This is a genomic window from Pseudomonas sp. TE24901 (genome assembly GCF_054058375.1).
The window spans coordinates 167,984-183,846 of sequence record NZ_JBSSAF010000014.1; the positions used below are offsets into that span (position 1 = coordinate 167,984).

Sequence of the window (15,863 nt, forward strand, 5' to 3'; positions counted from 1 at the left end):
GCGCGATGGGAGTCAGGGCTTGAGCGGTTGTTGCATCGGCATCAGGGCGCCGTAATCGTTGATGGCGTTGAACTCGACCTGGCCTGCGCCGGGCAAGGCCTTGAGGCCATTGACCGCAAACACGCGGGTCGCACCCGGGTCGACCATGCCGTTCTCACCGTCGAAGCGCTGGTTGCCGGTCGCGAGGGTCAGTTCCACCAGCGACACATGGAACGCGCTCGGGTTGTAGGCCTGCAGCGCATAGCCCTGGCCCTGCGGGACGACCTTCCATTGCAGCCCGGCGGGTGCCTCGGTGGCACTGCCCGGCAGGCCATCGGGGCGGTAGAAAATCTTGATCCGCGAGCGAAACGCCATCTGCAGCATATTGAGGTCCACCGGGCCATCGGCCTTGGGCGGGATTTCCAGGATGTTGAGCCAGTACACCGACTCTTTATCGCTGGCCAACGGCGCGCCGGTGAACATCAGGCGCAGGCTCTGGCCCTTGCTCGGGTCGATGCGCGACACCGGCGGCGACAGCACGAACGGTGCCTTGGAACTGGTGGGACTGGCGTTGATATCACCGGTATCCACCCAGGCCTGGACCAGCGCGGGGTGCATCCCGTTGTTGTTCAATTTGACGGTGATTTCCTTCTGGCCCGCGGGGTAGACCAAACGGGTGCCGGTGATCACCACACCGGCCATGGCCTGGGAACAGACCAACGTGGCGAGGGCCACACATGCGCTACGGCGGAGCATTTTCAGGCAGGACATAACACACCTCATCAGCCGCACATCGGCGCGCCGCACAGGCCGCGCGCAGATGTGACTGGGGCTTACTGGTAGTCGACGTTGTACGTGATGGAGCTGACCACGGTGCCGGCGGTGGTGGTGCCGGTGGCGAAGTACTGCACGGCGTACGGCATGTTCGCCGTGCCGCTGGCGTCGATGGTGTTGCGGGTGGTGCGGGTGAGCTGGTTGGTGTTACCGGCCTGGATCACCGCGCCGCCTTGGGCGTCGACCAGTTGCAGCTGCACATTGGTGGCGGTGCCGGTCATGTTGTTCAAGTTGCCGGTGACCGGGTCCACAGTGGCGCCCGAGTTGAAGAACGCCGCAGCCGTGGCGGCAGAACCGACGCAGTTGCTCAACTGGATGTTGAAACCGGTACGGCCTTCGGCCTGGCCGGCAGCGGTCAGCAGGCCGGTAGAGATGGTCGGCAGGGTCACGGTAGCGACGGCCGGGCTGACAACACCGTCAACGGCGATGGTGCAGGTCTGGTTGACCAGCTCACCGTTGAAATTGATAGTGCCATCGGCAGCATTGGCGAACTGGGCGCCGGTGGCGCAAACCAGGGCTGCGAGCGAGAGGGCTTTGATCTTCATGGTGCAACTCCAAGGGGAAAGTGTTAATCACTGTCGCCATGCACGGATGAGTTGCCAGGCGCCGGATACGCGCCTGAAATAAACAAAGCATCTGCTGTGTCGACGTGATTTATTTTCCGCCTCGGGATTACCCAACCCTGTAGTCCCCATCCCCGCAACACGTAGGAAATTTCCCACACCGCACACTGTAGTGAGCGGGCTTGCCCCGCGCTGGGTGGCGAAGCCGCCCCCAATCCAGTCGACGCGGTTTTTCAGGGAATACGCGGTGTCTGGGGCGCGAGGCGAGCTCGCTCACTACAGGCCTATTTTCGCGACATCAGGGTTATTGGGCGTTAGAGCCAGGCGGCGTCCCACAGCGAATACTCACCCACCCGTTCAGCCAGGCCTGCGCGCAAGGGGTTGGCCACGATGTAACGCGCCATGGTGCGAATGTCGTCCTCTTCCCGCACAGCCCTGTCGTAATACCCGGGTTGCCACACGCGTTCTTTGCTATGGCGGCGTCTGTTGATGGTCAGTGTGCTGCGTGACTTGATACGCCGTACCACGTCGGCCAACGTCTTTTGCTTCAGTTCAAACAGCCAGTGGATGTGATCCGGCATGATGACCCAGGCCAGGGAGTCGACCAGGCCTTGCTCATGAACGCGCCGGAATTCGGCAACCAGCAAGCGCCCGAGAAACAGGTCGGTGAACAGGCGTTGACGGTGGTGAACGACGGCAGTGATGAGGTAGCTGCGCCCGTGTTCCGAATAACGGCCACGACGCAGGCGATGAGTTTGAGGGGTGGGTAGCAATCCGCTGCTCCTGGGAACGTCCTTGAGAGCACTAACCCTAGCCCGCTTCAGGGACCCGCTCCGCCCCATCCAGTCACCGGATATGTCTGTACCCCACAACCCGGACACAATCGTTGTAGTGAGCGGGCTTGCCCCGCGCCGGGGGCGCAGCCGTTTCAAGCCGGACGCCGTGTTTTTTCAGGGAGTGCGCGGCGCCTGGGGCGCGAGGCTAGCTCGCTCACTACAGGCGTGTGGCGGCGCCAATTGGGCGCCGTGGTTTTTGAGGGAGTGCGCGGTGCCGGGGGCGCGAGGCAAGCTCGCTCACTACAGGCGTGTGGCGGCGCCAATTTGGGCGCCGTGGCTTTTCAGGGGGTGCGCGGTGCCTGAGGCGCGAGGCTAGCTCGCTCACTACAAGCCAGGTAGGTGTCGAGGTGGTGTTCGAGTTGTTCCATGGCTTGTTGCAAGGTGTCGACGGCGTCGGTCAAGACCGCCGAATTGAGCCCTTCGCAGGCGGCTTCCAGGGCTTCGCAGGCCTGGATCAGGCGTTGCGCCTTGATGATCCGCGCGCCGCCCTTGACCCGGTGCGCCAGGTCGGCCAGGCCGGTGACGTCGTGCTGGGTGAACAGCTGCATCAAGCGGGACATGTCCTGCTGGTTGCTGGTAGCCAGGTCGTGCAGCAGGCTTCTGATCGAGGCCTCGTCGCCCCGGCTGAGTTGTTCCAGGCTGGTGAGGTCGATGTCGTCCGGCAAGGCCTCGACCGGTGCCGGCACGCTTTCCGGGGTCAGGGAGGTCAGGCGTGCACTCAGGTCCTGCAGGCTGATGGGCTTGAACAGGCAATCATCCATGCCCGCCGCCAGGCAGCGGTCTTTTTCCTCGGGCTGGGCATTGGCGGTCAGGCCGAGGATCAGCCCGGGTTGCAGGCCCCGGGAACGCTCTTCGTCACGGATCGCCCGGGCCAGTTCATAGCCATTCATCAACGGCATATTGCAGTCGGTGATGACCACGTCGAAATGCTCTGCACGCCAGGCCCGCAAACCATGGGCGCCGTCCTCGGCATCCACCACACGGTGGCCGAGGTAGTGCAGTTGCTGGGTGAGCAACAGACGGTTGGCCGGGTAATCGTCGATCACCAGCACCTTCAGCGCCTGGGACGCCGGCATCTGCATCGGCTCGGCAGCCGGCGCATGTTCCAGCGCCGCCAGGGTCGGCAAGCTGGCGCGCATTTCCACTTGGGTGCCCTGCCCCAGCACACTGTGCAGCACCAGGCTGCCGCCCATCATTTCGCACAACGTACGGCTGATCATCAGGCCCAGGCCAGAGCCTCCGCGCGCCGACTGCCCATGGTTGCTGGCCTGGGCAAACGGGCTGAACAGACGCTGCTGGTCTTCGTTGGAAATACCGCTGCCGGTGTCCTCCACCCGCAGGCAGATCGCCAGGCGCTCGTCATCGGCGCCAGGTTCGGCGCTGACCCGCAGGCGCACCTGGCCTTGGCCGGTGAACTTGATCGCATTGCTCAACAGGTTGGAGGCAATCTGCTTGAAGCGCAGCGGGTCCACCAGCACCTCACGGTTGATACTGGCATCCAGGTCGAGGATCAACTGCAGCTGTTTCTGCCGCGCCAGCCCTTCGAAAATCCGCGCCACCGATTCCACCAGCTCGCGCAGGTTGGCGCGCTCCGGTGCCAGGGACAGGCGACCGGATTCGATACGCGCGATGTCGAGGATATCGCCGATCAGGTCCAGCAGGCCGCGAGCCGCACCCGACGCCACTTCGATGGAGAAACGGTCGGTGACGCCCTGGTCGGCCTTTTTCATCGCCAGTTCGAGCATGCCGATGATCGCGTTCATCGGCGTGCGGATTTCATGGCTCATGGTTGCCAGGAACGTGGTCTTGGCCCGGTTGGCCGCGTCGGCGCCTTCCTTGGCTTCACGCAGGGCTTCGAGCAAATGCTGGCGTTCGCTGATGTCGATCCAGCCGCCGATCATGCCGCTGACTTCACCGTCACTGCCGCGATACGGCAGCATCCAGTGGTAGATGGTCAGCACGTTGTCCGGCCCCATGGTCAAGCGACGGTCCTGCACCCGGGGTACGCCGTCGGCCATCACCTGCAAATAGTCTTCGTGGTAGGCGGCGGCTTCGTCGGCGCGCTTGAGCACGCCTTCGACCACCGTCTTGCCGAGCACGGCGTCACGCTCCACGCCGAAGACGTCCAGGTAACCGCTGTTGCAGATGCGCAACCGCCCTTCACGGTCACGCACATAAATAGGATGCGGCGTGCCGTCGATCAGCACGCGCATGAACTCCATCTGGTCGTTCAACGCGATCTGCGCCTGTTTGCGCTGGCGCATCAACATGCGCAGGTAGGCGATCCAGCCGAACGCCACCAGCAGCAAGATCGCGGCAACGGCAAAGCCTTGCAGGATCAGCGCACGGTTGCGCAGCCAGTAGCTGTCATCCACGGCAATTTCACTGCGCCAGCGGTTGGTGACTTCGTCCATCTCCTCCGGCGGGATGCTCAGCAGCGCTTTCTCCAGGATCGAATACAGCTCCAGCGCACCGCGCGACGTGGCGAACGCAACCCGCGCCGATTCGGTGCCGACCGTGGTGGTGATGCGCAACCGGTCGCGGTACTGGCGCGAGATCATGTAGCGCGCCGTGATCAACGAATTGACCGCCGCATCAGCCTCGCCATTGGCCACTTGGGCCATGGCTTGCTGGGCGTTCTGCGCGTTGACCAGGGTGATATTCGGGTACTCACCCAGCAACTGGTCGCGCACCGGGTTACCGGTGATCACGGCCAGGCGCTTGCCGGCCATGTCATCCAGGGTGGCCGGGCTGTCCGGGCCGGTGCGGCTGACCAGCACGTAAGGGGTGCTCAAGTAAGGCCGCGTGAAGCGCATCTGGCTTTCACGGGATTGGCTGGGGGTGACGGTAATCAACAGATCGGCCTTGTCCGTGCGGATCTGCTCGATCATGCCTGCCACCGACTGCGTGCTGCGTACATCGAACTTCAAGCCGGTGCGCAGCGCGACCTTGGCCAGCACATCGGCGCTGATGCCACGGAACTCGCCGTCTTCGTTGAAAAACGAGAACGGCACAAAGCTGTCGTCGACCGACACCCTCACATGGGCGTGCGCGGCCATCCAGCGCAGCTCGCTGGCGCTGAAGTTCAGTGCGGTGCGCCCTGGCATGCTGCCGCCGCCCGCGCTCCAGCGGCGCAGGATGGTCATGCGCTCGCCCTGGGGGATCGCCGCCAGCGCGGTATTGATGATGTGCAACAAGCGGCGGTTGCCCTGGGCCACTGCAAACGAGAAGTTGCTGACCTCCATCCGCGAGAAGTCGGCCAGCTGCACGTTGTTCAAGTAGTTCTTGTTGATCAGGTACTGGGCGCTGATAGAGTCGCCCAGGTACACGTCGGCATTGCCGAAGGCCACGGCGCCGATTGCGCTCAACGTCGAGGGATAGAGTTGCAAGGTGGCCTTGGGGTAGAACGCCTCGACGGCCTGCGGCGGCAGGTAGTGGTAGAGCATCGCGATCTTCTTGCCGGCCAGGTCCTCGGTCAGGGTCTGGCTGTTGGCGACCTGGGTCACCAGGGTTGGCTGGTCCTCGGCGTAGGAGGTCGACATCAGCAGGTCATGGTCGGCCTGCTCAAACCCATTGGCGGTGCCGAGAAAATCCACCTCGCCGCGCTTGAGCGCCTCGATCACATCGGCCCGGGACGCAAAGCGGTGCACCTCCACCGGTGTACGCAGCAGTTCGCTGAGCAGGGTGGCGTAGTCGGCGGTGATGCCTTCGTAATCGCGGCCATTGGTGGTCATGCCAAACGGCGAATAATCCGGGGCGGACGCGCCCAGCACCAGGGTGCGTTTGCTGCGCAGCCAGCTCCAGTCCTGCTCGGCGAGCGAGACCGCGTACTCCGACACATGGGAGCGGCCCAGGACCTGATAGGTATCAGCCGGTGCGGCCGCCAGCACGGCACCATTCAGGGTGCCGGCGAGCAGCAAGCCCATCAGCCATTTACGCGAGGACATGTTCATTCAGACCAGGTTATTGCGCTTGGCGAAATCGGCCAGGTACACCACCGACTTGACCTTGAGCTTCTCGATCAGGCGCGTCTTGTAGGTGCTGATGGTCTTGTTGCTGAGCAGCATCGCGTCGCCGATTTCCTTGTTGCTCAAGCCCTGGGACAGCTGCTGCAAAATGGTCAGCTCGCGGTCGGACAGGGTCTGGATCAATTCCAGGTCGGTGGTTTCGGCGTCACTGCGGCGCACCGAGCTGTGGGCCAGGTTGGGGAAGAACGTGTAGCCCCCCATGACCGCCTTGATCGCCTTGATCAGCTCATCCAGGTCGTTGGTCTTGGAGATATACCCCGCCGCGCCGGCCTTCATGCAGCGCATGGAATAGAACAGCGGCGACTGCGAGGTCAGCACCAGGATCTTGCACCGCAGGCCCAGGCCGCAAATGCGCGCGATCACTTCCAGGCCATCGAGCTTGGGCATGGCGATATCCAGCACGATCAGTTCAGGCTCGTGTTCACGGGCCAACTGCACCGCGTCGGTGCCATTGTCGGCCTCGGCCACCACCTCGAAGCCTTCCTGCTTGAGGAGCATCTTCACCGAGGAGCGAATAAACGGATGATCGTCCACGACTAACGCTTTAAACATAACAACCCCTGTGAGACACGCCGCCACAAAATACACGAGCGCGACCTGAGTGTAGGAAATTTCTTAGAACTTTGAATAGCCCGACGCCTGCGCTTCCAGCCAAGGCAGCAAACGGTAACCCGCCATGGGCCGCGCCAGGTAAAACCCCTGGCCCAGCTCGCAGCCCAGGGCCAGCACGCCGTCCCGGATCTGCGGGTTGCTGACGCCCTCGATCACCAGGCCCATGCCCAGGAACCGCGAGAGTGCCAGGGTGCTGCTGACCAGGCTGGGGCTGTGGCGCACAAAGCCACCGTCGAGCTTGAGTTGGTTGAAGGGCAGTTGACAGAGCAACTTGAGGGAGGAAAAACCGTTGCCGAAGTCGTCGATGGCCAAGCCGCAGCCCAGCATGCGCAGGCGCAGCAGGTTTTCCTGGACCGCCGGCGAGGCGTTCAGCAAACCGTTCTCGGCAAACTCGAACACCAGGGAAGAACCGGAAAACCCGTGCTGCCCAAGGGCCCACTGGATGTGAGCGACCAGGGCGCCACCGAGCAATTGCGAAGCGTGCAGGTTGAACGCCAGCTCCAGCGCTATGGACTGGCGGCGCAACACGCCGAGCAGGCTCAGCCCCTGTTCGAGCAATTGCTTGAACATGTCGTCGATCAGGTCGTAGGCCAGCACGGCGGCCAGGAAGTCTTCGGGCAACAGCACGCCCCGCGCCGGGTGTTCCCAACGCACCAAGGCCTCCACGCCCGCCAGTTGGCCGGTGTGCATGAAGAACTTGGGTTGGAACCAGGCGCGAAACTCACCCAGGGCCAGGCCACGCTGGATCTCCAGCTCACTGGGCAAGGGTTTGACGGGGGAAGAGGCCATGCTTACCAACCACTTTGCGGGTGCGAATGGGGTAATAGTGGCCGGGAATAGTCTTGATCTATAAGGGAAACGTCCCACCTATACGTAGGAAATTTCCCAAGACCTCATTAAGGATCAACCTGCGCCATCAGTTCCGGAATCGACTCCGGCCGCTTGGCATAGCGCTGCGCCAGGGCGGCGCAGACCATCAGCTGGATCTGGTGGAACAGCATCAGCGGCAGAATCAGCACGCCCATGGTCGCCCCGGCAAACAGCACCTGGGCCATCGGCACACCGGTCGCCAGGCTCTTCTTCGAGCCACAGAACAGGATGGTGATGCGGTCTTCCTGGTTAAAACCAAAGGCCTTGCCCAGCAGCGTCGACGCCACCAGCACCAGGGCCAGCAACACACAGCACGCCACCACCAGGCCACCCAGTTCCCACAGCGGGATCTGGTGCCAGATGCCTTCATTGACCGCCTCGCTGAACGCGCCGTACACCACCAACAGGATCGAACCCTGATCGACAAATTTCAGCCAGGCCTTGTTGCGGCCGACCCACTCGCCGATCCAGCGACGGGCGATCTGCCCGGCAATAAAGGGCAGCAGCAGTTGCACGCTGATTTTCAGGATCGCGTCGACGGTCGAACCGCCATCGCCATGCACGTTGAGCAACAGGGTGACCAGCAGCGGCGTCAGGAAAATCCCGAACAGGCTGGAGGCCGCTGCGCTGCAGATGGCCGCCGGGATATTGCCCCGCGCCAGGGAGGTAAAGGCAATCGCCGATTGCACCGTGGCCGGCAACGCGCACAGGTAGAGCATGCCCATGTACAGGTCTTTGCCGATCAGCGGCGACAGCACCGGCTTGAGCGCAAGGCCCAGCAGCGGGAACAGTACAAAGGTCAGGCTGAACACCAGCAAGTGCAGGCGCCAGTGGCCGGCACCGGCCACGATGGCCTGGCGCGACAGCTTGGCGCCGTGCAGGAAAAACAGCAGCGCGATGGCCAGGTTGGTAACCCAGCCGAAGGCCACGGCGGTCTGGCCGCTGGCGGGCAGCAAGGAGGCGAGGATCACCGTGGCAATCAATGTCAGGGTGAAGTTGTCAGGCAGAAAACGCGGGCGGGTCATAAGCAAATCTTCCAGGGGTTGCCAAGAGCATCCTCGCGACTCTAACGTAACGGCTTGTTACCGACTAACGCCAATGAGCCAGTAAATGCCGCCTAAAGGACATGACAAGACCGTCCGCCGCACAGTGCCTGGGCTTTCCAGCCTGCCACGCCCGGTGTATGGGCGCACCGAATCACTGCCCAACCGGGCGCTGACCCGTCGGCATAGCCACCCGTGGGTGCAGTTGTCCTACGCGATTTCCGGGGTGCTGGAGATTCAGACCAGCGTCGGCCGCTTCGTCGCGCCGCCCCAGCGTGCGGTGTGGATCCCCGCAGGCGTGCCGCACCGGGTGTTCAGTTCGCCCCACACTGAAATGCGCAGCCTGTACCTCGATTGCAGCGTGACCACCTGGGCGGCCGAACGCTGCCATGTACTGGAGGTGAGCAGCCTGTTGCGCGAGTTGATCCGCAGTTTCAGCGAGTTGCCCGTGGAGTACGCCGAAGACGGACCCGACGGGCGCCTGGCCCAGGTGGTGCTGGACCAACTGGCCGCGGCGCCCCAGGTCGACCTGATGCTGCCCCTGCCCCTGGACCCGCGCCTGCGCCAGATCTACCGCAGCCTCAACGCCCACCCGGAACAGCAGACCACCCTGGGCCAGTGGAGCCAGAAACTGGGGGTGAGTGAGAAGACCCTCAGCCGCTTGTTCCTCAGTGACACCGGCCTGACGTTTCGCGCCTGGCGCCAACGTCTGCGCTTGCTGACCGCCCTGCCCGCCCTGGAGCAAGGCGAACGGGTGACCGATGTGGCGCTGGGCTGCGGGTATGAGTCGACGTCGGCGTTTATCAACGCGTTTCGCCAACAATTCGAGGCGACGCCGGGGGAGTTCTTTCGCTGAGCTTTATCCCGGCAACGGGATCACGCGCAAGGGCCGGACCGACTTGTAGGAAAAGCTCGAATAGATCTCCTTGACGCACGGCAGGGTCTGCAACACCTCACGGGCAAACTCGCCAAACGACTCCAGGTCCTTGGCCACCACTTCGAGCAAAAAGTCATAGCGCCCCGACACGTTGTGGCACGCCACGATCTCCGGGATTTCCAGCAGCCGCTGCTCGAACTTCCGGGCGATTTCCTGGGTGTGGCTTTCCATCATGATGCTGACAAAGGCCGTCACCCCATACCCCAGGGCCTTGGGCGACAGGATCGCCTGGTAGCCGCTGATCACCCCGCTGTCTTCCAGGTTCCGCACCCGTCGCCAGCAGGGCGAGGTGGTCAAGGAAACGCGGTCGGCCAGTTCGGCCACGGTGAGGCGAGCATTGCCCTGCAGGGCGTTTAACAGGGCTTTGTCGGTGCGGTCCAGACTCACGGGCATAACGTGCCTCAATTCATTATTTTTATAGGAGATTCATCCCAGGACGCGGGATTTGTGCGCATTTTTTGCAACGTTCATCTCTGGTTATGAGCATAGCATTGTAGGAAATAAGGAGCGTCCGACATGAACAATAAACACAATGCATTCGGCTTTTCCACCCGCGCCATCCACCACGGCTACGACCCCAAGGACCACCACGGCGCGCTCGTGCCGCCCACCTACCTGTCGGCAACCTTTGCCTTTCCCACCGCCGAATATGGCGCGGCGTGTTTTGCCGGCGAAGCCAACGGCCACTTCTATACGCGCATTTCCAACCCGACCCTGGCGCTGCTGGAATCGCGCATGGCCACCCTGGAAAACGGCGAGGCGGCGGTGGCGTTCAGCTCCGGGATGGGCGCCATCGCCGCCACCTTCTGGACGTTGCTGCGCCCCGGCGATGAGGTGATCGTCAGCCAGACGCTCTACGGCTGCACCTTCGCACTGCTGCACCACGGTATTGGCGAATTCGGCATCAAGGTGCGCCACGTCGACCTCACCGACCTGGACGCCCTGCGTGCCGCGCTCTCACCCGCCACGCGCATGATCTATTGCGAAACCCCGGCCAACCCCAACCTGCAACTGGTGGACATTGCCGCCGTGGCCGACATCGCCCACGCCCACGGCAACATCACGCTGGTGGTCGACAACACCTACTGCACCCCTTACCTGCAACGCCCCCTGGACCTGGGCGCGGATGTGGTGGTGCACTCGGCCACCAAATACCTCAGCGGCCATGGCGATATCACGGCGGGCATCGCCGTGAGCAGCCACGCGCTGGCCCAGCGTATCCGCCTGCAAGGGCTCAAGGACCTGACCGGTGCCGTGATGTCGCCGCAGGATGCGTCGTTGTTGATGCGCGGGCTGAAAACCCTGGCGCTGCGCATGGACCGCCATTGCAGCAACGCCCTGGCCGTGGCCGAGGCGCTGCAAGCCCATCCGGCTGTTGCGAGCGTCACCTACCCTGGCTTGCGCTCGTTCGCCCAGTACGACCTGGCGGCGCGGCAGATGAGCCAATCAGGCGGCATGATCGCCTTCGAACTCAAGGGCGGGATCGACACTGGCCGGCGCTTCATGAACGCACTCAAACTGTTCACCCGCGCGGTCAGCCTGGGGGATGCCGAATCCCTGGCCCAGCACCCCGCCAGCATGACCCACTCCACCTACACGCCCGAGGAGCGCGCGGCCCACGGCATCAGTGAAGGCCTGGTGCGCCTGTCGGTGGGGCTTGAAGATGTCGCCGATTTGCTGGCAGATGTGCAACAAGCCCTGGCCAAATGCACACGTACAACCCCGCGTCATACCGCGATGGTCGCGCACGCCGTCAGATAGCGCTCAAGCACGGCGTTTTCCCAAAACGGTGGTCGGACAGGTCCGACCACCGTTTTGTGCTTTTAAAGTGGTTTTTTTGCAGATTGGATCCCCATCCTTTCGCCAGGCTGTACTAGCATACGTTCCGACGGAGAGCATTATCACTGTGGGTTATTCGCACTTGCTACGTTCTTAATCCCCGTCGCTATATAGCCGAATGCCTGCACTTGAAACTCATGGACGAATTGATGAACTCACACCTGTTCCCACATATAGGCAAGGTCATCGCCAGCACCGGCAGTCGCCATTTCCCACGCATGCTGCATGACCTCATCCTCACCCAACTGGCAGTGGACGCCACGCATATCTCGCAGCTGCGGGTGAGTTCCGAAGGGCAACTGCGCCGCAAGATCAGCCCTGTGTACACCGATTCGATGACCGCGCTGGGGCAAGAACAGCCCGCCGCGCAGTTGCACCTGACGCGGCGCAAAGACGACATGCGCTACGTGCTGTCGGTGTACCGCGCGAGCCAGTCCGACAGCTTTTCGCCCCAGGAGCGCAGCATGTTGCAGGACTTTTCCTCGCTGTTGCTGCCCATGGTGGAAAAACACATCGCCGCCATCCAGCCGTGCCGCACCGACAGCGAACTGCAGGTGCCGCAAAGCCAGGGCATCGACACCCTGCGCCGGCGCATTGAAGAACGCCTGGTGCAATCGGGGCTGACCTTGTCCAACCGCGAACTGGAAGTGTGCGTCGGCCTGCTGGCCGGGCGTACCGCACCGGAATTGGCGGAGCAACTGGCGTTGAAGGTCAACACCATCGAAAGCTACCTCAAGCGCGCGTCGATCAAGCTGGGGATCAGCGGGCGGCATTCGTTGTTGCGGTGGATGTATGCCACTGAAGAAACCGCCAGTTTTTAAGTCCACGCAGATCTAAAATGTGGGAGCGGGCTTGCTCGCGAAGGCGGTGGATCAGTGAATGAATCGGTTGACTGATACGCCGCCTTCGCGAGCAAGCCCGCTCCCACATTGAGTATCCAGTGCCTGGGAGGTATCAATCCCGGGCCAATGCCTCGATCGGGTCCAGGCGTGCGGCGTTTCGTGCCGGCACGAAGCCAAACACAATGCCGATCATCGTCGAACAGGCGAACGCCGTGACGATCGAGCCCAGGGAAAACACCATTTCCCATTCCTTCACGAACAACGAAAACAGATAGCCAATGGCAAATGACAGCGAGATGCCGATCATCCCGCCGATCAGGCACACCATCACCGCTTCCACCAGAAACTGCTGACGGATATCCGACTGCCGTGCGCCCACCGCCATGCGGATGCCGATCTCACGGGTGCGTTCAGTCACCGACACCAGCATGATGTTCATCACCCCGATGCCTCCCACCAACAACGAAATCACCGCAATCAACGACAACAGCAACGCCAGCGAACGGCTGGTTTTCTGCACCGTCTGCATGATGCTGTCGAGGTTATTGGTGAAGAAGTCCTTGGTGCCGTGGCGTTGCAGCATCAGCTTGTTGACGTTGTCTTCCACCACCTTGCTCGGCTGGCCGTCCTTGATGCGCACGGTGATGCTGTCCAGGTGGCGTTGCCCCAGCAGCCTTCCTGCCGCCGTTTCATAGGGCACCCACACGTTCAACGCCTTGCTCGCGGCGAACATGTTTTTGTTGTCGGCCGTCACCCCGATCACCGTGCACGGCAGGTTCCCCACCAGGATCACCTGGCCGAGAGGGTCGATGTTCGGACCGAACAGGCGCTGGCGGGTGTTGTGGTCGATCACCACCACCTGGGCCTGGCGCCGCGCATCGCTTTCGCTGAAGGCAATACCGGCCTCGAGCTTGAGGCCCTTGACCTTGAAGTAGCGGTCGCTCACGCCGTTGACCTGCGCATCCAGGTCGATGTTGCCAAAGCGCAGCAACAGGTTGCGGCCCACCACCGGCGTGGCGCTGTCGACGTAATACAGCTGGTTCAGCGCCTCCACATCCGACGGCATCAAGGTCTCGATGGCCGAGGCACGGCTGTCGCCAAAACTGGTGCCGGAAAAGATGTCGATGGTGTTGCTGCCGATCGCCTGGATGTCCTTGAGCACATAGCGCTTGGCCCCTTCGCCGATGGCCGAGATCGACACCACCGAGGTGATACCGATGACGATCCCGAGCATGGTCAGCAGCGTGCGCATGCGGTGGGACACCAGCGCGACCCAGGCCATGTTGAACGCTTCCTTGAACAACCCCAGGCTGGCCACCAAACGCCGGGCACCGCTGCGCTTGGGCTCGATGGGCGCCTCAGTGTTCAGCTCCAGCCCGACGCTGTCGTTGGCCTTGTCACTGACGATCTCGCCATCGCACACCTCGACAATGCGCTGGGCATTGGCGGCCACCTTGGGGTCGTGGGTGACGATGATCACCGTGTGCCCGGCCGCGTGCAGCTCGGCGAGGATACGCATCACCTCCTTGCCGCTGTGGGTATCGAGGGCGCCGGTGGGTTCATCGGCCAGGATCACTTCCCCGCCGTTCATCAAGGCCCGGGCAATACTCACCCGCTGTTGCTGCCCGCCCGACAACTGGCTGGGTCGGTGGGTGGTGTGCCCCGCCAGGCCCAGGCGTGCAAGCAGCTCCCGTGCGCGGCTGTGGCGCGCGGTTTCCGGCGTGCCGGCATAGATCGCCGGCATTTCCACGTTGTGCAAGGCACTCAAGTGCGCCAGCAGGTGGTAGCGCTGGAAGATAAAACCGAAGTAGTCGCGGCGCAGTTCCGCCAGTTGTTCATCGCCCAGGGAACGGGTTTCGATGCCGTTGATCTTGTAGCTGCCGGCCGTGGCGTAATCCAGGCCGCCGAGGATGTTCATCAGGGTGGACTTGCCCGACCCCGAGGCGCCGATGATCGCGACCATCTCCCCGGCCTCGATCGTCAGGTCGATGCCCTTGAGCGCAATGAACTCGCGCTCGCCGGCCATGAAACTGCGGGTGATGCCCTTGAGCTCCAACAGTGGCTGGGTCATCGATCAATTCCCCGCCACGGCCGGCGTGGCGTCGCCGATCACCACGTTGTCACCTTCGGCCAGGCCTTCGAGCACCTGCACCTTGACGTTGTTATTGATGCCGGTTTTCACCTCCCGCGACACCGCCTTGCCCTTGGCGTCGAGCACCCGCACCGAGTAGGTGCCATCGCTGTTGCGCGGCCCCAGCGCCGCCACCGGCACCATCAGCGCCGCCTGGGCGGTGTCGAGCACGATGCGCACCTGGGCCGTCATGGCGATGCGCAAGCGATGATCGGGGTTGGGCACGTCGAACAACGCGTTGTAGAACACCGCCGTGTTCTGCTTGGGCGTGCCGGCGGGCTGGGTTTCGAGGAAGTTCTGCGGCGCCGGTTCAGTGCCACGCAGCTTGGCGTAGTAGCGTTTGTCCGCCTCGCCGAGGATGGTGAAGTACACCTGCTGGCCCGGGCTGATGTGAATCACATCGGCCTCGGAGACCTGGGCCTTGACGGTCATGGTGTCCAGGTCTGCGAGCTTGAGCAGGACCGGCGCCAGTTGGCTGGCGATCACGGTCTGGCCTTCCTGGGTGACGATGCCCACTACATCGCCGTCGATGGGCGCGACGATGCGGGTGTAGGCCAGATTGACCTTGGCGGTGTCGATCTGGATGTGGGCGCTTTTGATCTGTGCGTCCAGGGACAGCAGGTTGGCCTGTTGTACCTGATAGGTGGATTCGGCGTCCTCGAAGTCCTGGCGGGAGACCGATTCGTCGATTTGCAGGCCTTTGTAGCGCTCGTACACGGACTTGGCTTGCTTGAGTTGGGCGGCCGTGGCGCGGCGTTGGGCCTGGAGGTTTTCTTCGTCGACCTGGGCTTTGCGCAGGGTGTTCTGCAGGATCAAGGGGTCGATTTCGGCGAGCCATTGGCCCTTCTTGACCTTGTCGCCGACTTTGACTTTGAGGGATTTGAGCTGGCCGGAGACTTGGGCGCCGACGTCGACCTGTTTGATGCCTTCGAGCAGGCCGGTGGCCAGGACGGCGTTTTCGATGTCACCGCGTTCGGCGGTGGCGGTGAGGTATTGGGGGGCGTCGGCGGGGGCTTGGACGGTGTAGATGACCAACGCTGCCGCGACTGCCAGTGCCAGGCCTAATCCTGTTTTGCGTAACTTTGACTTTTCCATAGATGGCCTTTGATCGTGTACATATCCGTTACTTGGGTAACGGCTGATATGGGTTCCGCCCTTACGGCGGGTCACTTTTGGAAAGAGCCCAAAAGTAACCAAAAGGCTCTTGCCCCAACACTCGGCACCTCGCCCAGGCTCGGTGTGCCCGTAATCCGCCAGTGATTTGGGGGGCCGCCGCCACGCGCCATCCATGGCGCGGGGCGGCTAAACCGGCATCCCTGCCGGTTTACCCCCCAAATCCCTGCCGAATT

Annotated in this window: 13 protein-coding genes; 3 read left to right on the top strand and 10 right to left on the bottom strand. The window is 62.8% G+C overall.

Annotated elements, in window-relative coordinates:
- Positions 1–12: 12 nt before the first annotated feature.
- From ACVWVP_RS25240 to ACVWVP_RS25270, 7 genes are all read right to left on the bottom strand, one after another.
- Positions 13–750, bottom strand: a complete 738-nt coding sequence (locus ACVWVP_RS25240) for a fimbria/pilus periplasmic chaperone (RefSeq protein WP_256732900.1) — start codon at positions 748–750, stop codon at positions 13–15.
- Positions 751–812: 62 nt separating this feature from the next.
- Positions 813–1,358, bottom strand: coding sequence for a fimbrial protein (locus ACVWVP_RS25245; protein WP_178923249.1), 546 nt, complete (start codon positions 1,356–1,358; stop codon positions 813–815).
- Between the two features lie 332 nt (positions 1,359–1,690).
- Positions 1,691–2,149, bottom strand: a complete 459-nt coding sequence (locus ACVWVP_RS25250) for an REP-associated tyrosine transposase (protein WP_259175501.1) — start codon at positions 2,147–2,149, stop codon at positions 1,691–1,693.
- A gap of 344 nt (positions 2,150–2,493) precedes the next feature.
- Positions 2,494–6,165 (bottom strand): transporter substrate-binding domain-containing protein, encoded by a 3,672-nt coding sequence (locus tag ACVWVP_RS25255; protein WP_457408661.1) that lies wholly within the window; start codon positions 6,163–6,165, stop codon positions 2,494–2,496.
- Positions 6,166–6,792, bottom strand: coding sequence for a response regulator (locus ACVWVP_RS25260; protein WP_457408662.1), 627 nt, complete (start codon positions 6,790–6,792; stop codon positions 6,166–6,168).
- A 63-nt stretch (positions 6,793–6,855) separates the two neighbouring features.
- The gene (locus ACVWVP_RS25265) at positions 6,856–7,641 is read right to left on the bottom strand and encodes an EAL domain-containing protein (protein ID WP_259175499.1); all 786 of its coding nucleotides are present in this window, start codon (positions 7,639–7,641) and stop codon (positions 6,856–6,858) included.
- Positions 7,642–7,748: 107 nt separating this feature from the next.
- Entirely contained in the window at positions 7,749–8,747 is a 999-nt protein-coding gene (locus ACVWVP_RS25270; RefSeq protein ID WP_176998987.1) for a bile acid:sodium symporter family protein, read from the bottom strand.
- 85 nt (positions 8,748–8,832) lie between these two features.
- On the opposite strand from ACVWVP_RS25270, the gene ACVWVP_RS25275 reads away from it, so the two are divergent.
- Entirely contained in the window at positions 8,833–9,621 is a 789-nt protein-coding gene (locus ACVWVP_RS25275) for an AraC family transcriptional regulator (protein ID WP_178923240.1), read from the top strand.
- A 3-nt stretch (positions 9,622–9,624) separates the two neighbouring features.
- Here ACVWVP_RS25275 and ACVWVP_RS25280 read toward each other — a convergent pair whose 3' ends face one another.
- Positions 9,625–10,095, bottom strand: coding sequence for an Lrp/AsnC family transcriptional regulator (locus tag ACVWVP_RS25280; protein WP_178923238.1), 471 nt, complete (start codon positions 10,093–10,095; stop codon positions 9,625–9,627).
- Positions 10,096–10,218: 123 nt separating this feature from the next.
- Between ACVWVP_RS25280 and ACVWVP_RS25285 the strand changes: the two genes are divergently transcribed.
- On the top strand, positions 10,219–11,463 hold the full coding sequence (locus tag ACVWVP_RS25285) for a methionine gamma-lyase (protein ID WP_457408666.1): 1,245 nt from the start codon (positions 10,219–10,221) through the stop codon (positions 11,461–11,463).
- A 227-nt stretch (positions 11,464–11,690) separates the two neighbouring features.
- A complete protein-coding gene (locus ACVWVP_RS25290) occupies positions 11,691–12,362 on the top strand; it encodes a response regulator transcription factor (RefSeq protein ID WP_178923234.1) in 672 nt (223 codons plus the stop codon).
- A gap of 133 nt (positions 12,363–12,495) precedes the next feature.
- Here the strand turns inward: ACVWVP_RS25290 and ACVWVP_RS25295 are convergent, their stop codons facing one another.
- The gene (locus tag ACVWVP_RS25295) at positions 12,496–14,454 is read right to left on the bottom strand and encodes a MacB family efflux pump subunit (RefSeq protein WP_178923232.1); all 1,959 of its coding nucleotides are present in this window, start codon (positions 14,452–14,454) and stop codon (positions 12,496–12,498) included.
- Positions 14,455–14,457: 3 nt separating this feature from the next.
- Positions 14,458–15,609: a macrolide transporter subunit MacA gene (macA, locus tag ACVWVP_RS25300; RefSeq protein WP_457408668.1), complete on the bottom strand. Its 1,152-nt coding sequence runs from the start codon at positions 15,607–15,609 to the stop codon at positions 14,458–14,460.
- Positions 15,610–15,863 lie beyond the last annotated feature (254 nt).

What these genes read in the sequence shown, in the direction of transcription:
- macA (WP_457408668.1), bottom strand. Translation starts at nt 15,609, where the DNA reads ATGGAAAAGTCAAAGTTACGCAAAACAGGATTAGGCCTGGCACTGGCA.
- ACVWVP_RS25285 (WP_457408666.1), top strand. Translation starts at nt 10,219, where the DNA reads ATGAACAATAAACACAATGCATTCGGCTTTTCCACCCGCGCCATCCAC.
- ACVWVP_RS25280 (WP_178923238.1), bottom strand. Translation starts at nt 10,095, where the DNA reads ATGCCCGTGAGTCTGGACCGCACCGACAAAGCCCTGTTAAACGCCCTG.
- ACVWVP_RS25260 (WP_457408662.1), bottom strand. Translation starts at nt 6,792, where the DNA reads ATGTTTAAAGCGTTAGTCGTGGACGATCATCCGTTTATTCGCTCCTCG.
- ACVWVP_RS25255 (WP_457408661.1), bottom strand. Translation starts at nt 6,165, where the DNA reads ATGAACATGTCCTCGCGTAAATGGCTGATGGGCTTGCTGCTCGCCGGC.
- ACVWVP_RS25265 (WP_259175499.1), bottom strand. Translation starts at nt 7,641, where the DNA reads ATGGCCTCTTCCCCCGTCAAACCCTTGCCCAGTGAGCTGGAGATCCAG.
- ACVWVP_RS25275 (WP_178923240.1), top strand. Translation starts at nt 8,833, where the DNA reads ATGCCGCCTAAAGGACATGACAAGACCGTCCGCCGCACAGTGCCTGGG.
- ACVWVP_RS25270 (WP_176998987.1), bottom strand. Translation starts at nt 8,747, where the DNA reads ATGACCCGCCCGCGTTTTCTGCCTGACAACTTCACCCTGACATTGATT.
- ACVWVP_RS25240 (WP_256732900.1), bottom strand. Translation starts at nt 750, where the DNA reads ATGTCCTGCCTGAAAATGCTCCGCCGTAGCGCATGTGTGGCCCTCGCC.
- ACVWVP_RS25295 (WP_178923232.1), bottom strand. Translation starts at nt 14,454, where the DNA reads ATGACCCAGCCACTGTTGGAGCTCAAGGGCATCACCCGCAGTTTCATG.
- ACVWVP_RS25245 (WP_178923249.1), bottom strand. Translation starts at nt 1,358, where the DNA reads ATGAAGATCAAAGCCCTCTCGCTCGCAGCCCTGGTTTGCGCCACCGGC.
- ACVWVP_RS25290 (WP_178923234.1), top strand. Translation starts at nt 11,691, where the DNA reads ATGAACTCACACCTGTTCCCACATATAGGCAAGGTCATCGCCAGCACC.